This window comes from Elstera litoralis, from assembly GCF_000963705.1.
Lineage (GTDB): Bacteria > Pseudomonadota > Alphaproteobacteria > Elsterales > Elsteraceae > Elstera > Elstera litoralis.
In genome coordinates, this window is sequence record NZ_LAJY01000581.1 from 1 (window position 1) to 3,024 (window position 3,024).

General features: G+C 61.1%; 4 protein-coding genes and 1 pseudogene. 2 read left to right on the plus strand and 3 right to left on the minus strand.

Annotated elements, in window-relative coordinates; translation table 11 throughout:
- The coding region (lpxI, locus tag VZ95_RS17750; protein WP_045777044.1) for a UDP-2,3-diacylglucosamine diphosphatase LpxI domain-containing protein at positions 1-249 on the plus strand (249 nt) is incomplete at its 5' end.
- Complete coding sequence (gene lpxB / locus VZ95_RS17755) at positions 246-1,415, plus strand: lipid-A-disaccharide synthase (protein ID WP_045777045.1); 1,170 nt, start codon at positions 246-248, stop codon at positions 1,413-1,415. The genes lpxI and lpxB, both read left to right, overlap by 4 nt.
- Here lpxB and VZ95_RS17760 read toward each other — a convergent pair.
- From VZ95_RS17760 to VZ95_RS17770, 3 genes and pseudogenes are all read right to left on the minus strand, one after another.
- The gene (locus tag VZ95_RS17760; RefSeq protein ID WP_045777046.1) at positions 1,393-1,701 is read right to left on the minus strand and encodes an NIPSNAP family protein; all 309 of its coding nucleotides are present in this window, start codon (positions 1,699-1,701) and stop codon (positions 1,393-1,395) included. The genes lpxB and VZ95_RS17760 overlap by 23 nt on opposite strands.
- 5 nt (positions 1,702-1,706) lie before the next feature.
- Positions 1,707-1,934, minus strand: coding sequence for a hypothetical protein (locus VZ95_RS17765; RefSeq protein ID WP_045777047.1), 228 nt, complete (start codon positions 1,932-1,934; stop codon positions 1,707-1,709).
- A pseudogene (locus VZ95_RS17770) lies at positions 1,927-3,024 on the minus strand (citrate synthase); the annotation flags it as partial. The gene VZ95_RS17765 and the pseudogene VZ95_RS17770, both read right to left, overlap by 8 nt.

Consider the following 3,024-nt stretch of genomic DNA (forward strand, 5'->3'; position numbering starts at 1 on the left):
ATGATCGCGCGCGCCGGCACGCTGAAGCGCCCCGGCGGCGGCGGCGTGCTGGTGAAACTCGCGAAGATTGGCCAGGATCATCGGATGGATTTGCCGGGTGTCGGGCCGGAGACGGTGCGCGCAGCGGCGGCGGCGGGTCTTGCCGGGCTTGCGGTCGATGCCCATTTCGCCACCTTGATTAACCGCGATGCGGTGCGGGCCTTGGCTGACGAGGCCGGGCTGTTCGTGATCGGACTGTCAAACCCATGAGCTCCGTGCCGCTGATCTATCTGCTCGCGGGCGAGGTCTCGGGCGATTTGCTCGGCGGGCGCTTGATGGCGGCTTTGAGCGCGCAAACCCAAGGGCGGATTGCCTTTGCGGGTGTCGGCGGCGCGGCGATGCAGGCCCAGGGGCTGCACAGTCTGTTTCCGATGGAAGAGCTGTCGCTGATGGGACTGGCCGAAATCCTGCCGCATCTGCCGAATTTGCTAAGGCGGCTCAAAGAAACCGAAGCCGATCTGCGCGCGCGCCGCCCGGCGGCGCTGGTGACGATCGACGCGCCGAGTTTCACTCTGCGGATCAGTAAAAATATCGCCGATCTGGGCGTACCGCGCTGCCATTACGTCGCGCCGCAGGTCTGGGCTTGGCGGGCGGGGCGGGCGAAGAGGCTGGCGGCGAAAACCGATCATCTGCTAACGCTGCTACCGTTCGAGCCGCCGTATTTTACGCGCTACGGCCTGCCGACCGATTATGTCGGCCATCCGGTGATCGAAACCGGGGCCGGGCAGGGCGACGGCGCAGCCTTTCGCGCGCGGCACGGCATTGAGCTGGATGCGCCGGTCCTGCTGGTGCTGCCCGGCAGTCGGCGCGGCGAGGTTGGGCGGCTGCTGGGGGTGTTTGGCGAGACGGTAACGCGCTTGGCCACGCAGTTTCCGGGGTTGCGCCTGATCGTTCCCACGGTAACGCCGGTGGCCGAAACGGTCCGCGCCGCTGCCGCCAACTGGCCGGGGCAGCCGGTTATCATTGAGGGTAATACCGAAAAATACGATGCGTTTGCCGCCGCGACGGCGTCGCTCGCCGCCTCAGGCACGGTCGCGCTCGAATTGGGGCTGGCGGGGGTTCCGAGCGTCATCGCTTACCGCATGAACGCGCTCACCTGGGCCTTAGTGCAGCAGACGATCCGCATTCCCTATGCGTCGCTGGTGAATCTAATTCTGGAGCGGGAACTCTTTCCCGAAAAACTCCAAGATCGCTGCACGCCGGATGAACTGACCGGGGCGCTTGCCGCGCTTTTAGAACCGAATAGCATCGCCGCCACGCAGCAGCGGGCGGGTTTCGATCTTTTGCGGGAAAAACTCGGCGTGGGGCGCGAAACCCCCTCGGACCGCGCGGCGCGGATTATTCTGGACCGGCTTAAGCCGATAGAACCGGCCTAAAAAAGCTGCGCTCGTACGAGATAATGCAGCGGGTTTCTTCGGCATAGGCGAAGGCGGCCTGACAGGCGGCGTCTTTCATCGAATCGCGGCGGTAGATTTCATACTCGGCCAGCGATGGAAAACTGAAGAGGGCGAGCGCTCGATTATTGCGGCCTTCGGACGGCATGAAATAGCCGTGATGGGTTCCGTCGAATTTTTCGACCAGCGGAATCCAAAGCTTCGCGTAAGTTTCGAACTCGGCGAGCTTATAGGGATCAATCACATAGTCGAGGTAGCAGGTAATCATTGGCCCTACCAAAGCTTCGGCAGGCCAATAACCCACGTCACGAGAGCCGCGCCAATCAGCAAAACGAGACCAACCTGGGCCAAGCGCCGCGCCCAGGGGGCGGGATTATCATTGGCCGCCGTTTGTCGCGGCACCTTCAACACAATAATAGGAACACGGGAGAGGCGCCGCGACGCCTCCCCCTTATCCTTAGCGGTGCCGTTCCGGCCCCGGAGATGATGAATATCAGCCACGCTTCGCCAGCGGCACGAACGGGCGTTCAACCGAACCCGTGTAAAGCTGACGCGGGCGGCCGATTTTCTGCCCCGGATCTTCGATCATTTCCTTCCATTGGCTGATCCAGCCAACGGTGCGGGCAACGGCGAAGAGCACGGTGAACATCGAGGTTGGGAAGCCCATCGCGCGCAGGATGATGCCCGAATAGAAATCGACGTTCGGGTACAGCTTGCGTTCGACGAAATATTCGTCCTCCAGCGCCACCCGTTCCAGTTCCCGCGCCAGATCCAGCAGCGGATCTTTAATATTCAGCGTTTCGAGAACTTCGTAGCAGGTCTGCTGCATCACCTTGGCGCGCGGATCATAGTTCTTATAGACCCGGTGGCCGAAGCCCATCAGACGGAAACTATCGTTCTTGTCTTTGGCGCGCTTCACGAACTCGGGAATATTATTCTTATGACCGATCTGCTGCAGCATGGTCAGCACGGCTTCGTTGGCACCGCCGTGGGCTGGCCCCCAGAGCGAGGCGATCCCGGCGGCGATACAGGCGAAGGGATTTGCCCCGGACGAGCCCGAAAGACGGACGGTCGAGGTGGAAGCATTCTGTTCGTGATCGGCGTGGAGGATCAGAATGCGATCCATCGCGCGGCTGAGAACCGGATTATTCTTCCAGGTTTCGCACGGAACGGCAAAGAGCATCCGCAAGAAGTTTTTCCGAGTAGGAAAGCTCATTGCTCGGATATACCGTGGGCTGCCCAACCGAATATTTATAGGCCATTGCCGCCAGGGTCGGCATTTTGGCGATCAGCCGGTGCGCCGCGATCATCCGCTGATGCGGATCATTGATATCGGTCGAATCATGGTAGAAGGCCGACATAGCGCCGACCAGACCGCACATAATCGCCATCGGATGCGCATCCCGGCGGAAGCCGCGCAGGAAGAACTGCATCTGCTCATGCACCATCGTGTGATAGGTGATGGCGTGATCGAATTCCTGCTTTTCGTCGGCCTTGGGCAATTCGCCATTCAGCAGCAGGTAGCAAACTTCCAGAAAGTCGCTCTGTTCGGCAAGTTCGGCGATCTTATAGCCGCGATGCAGCAGAACGC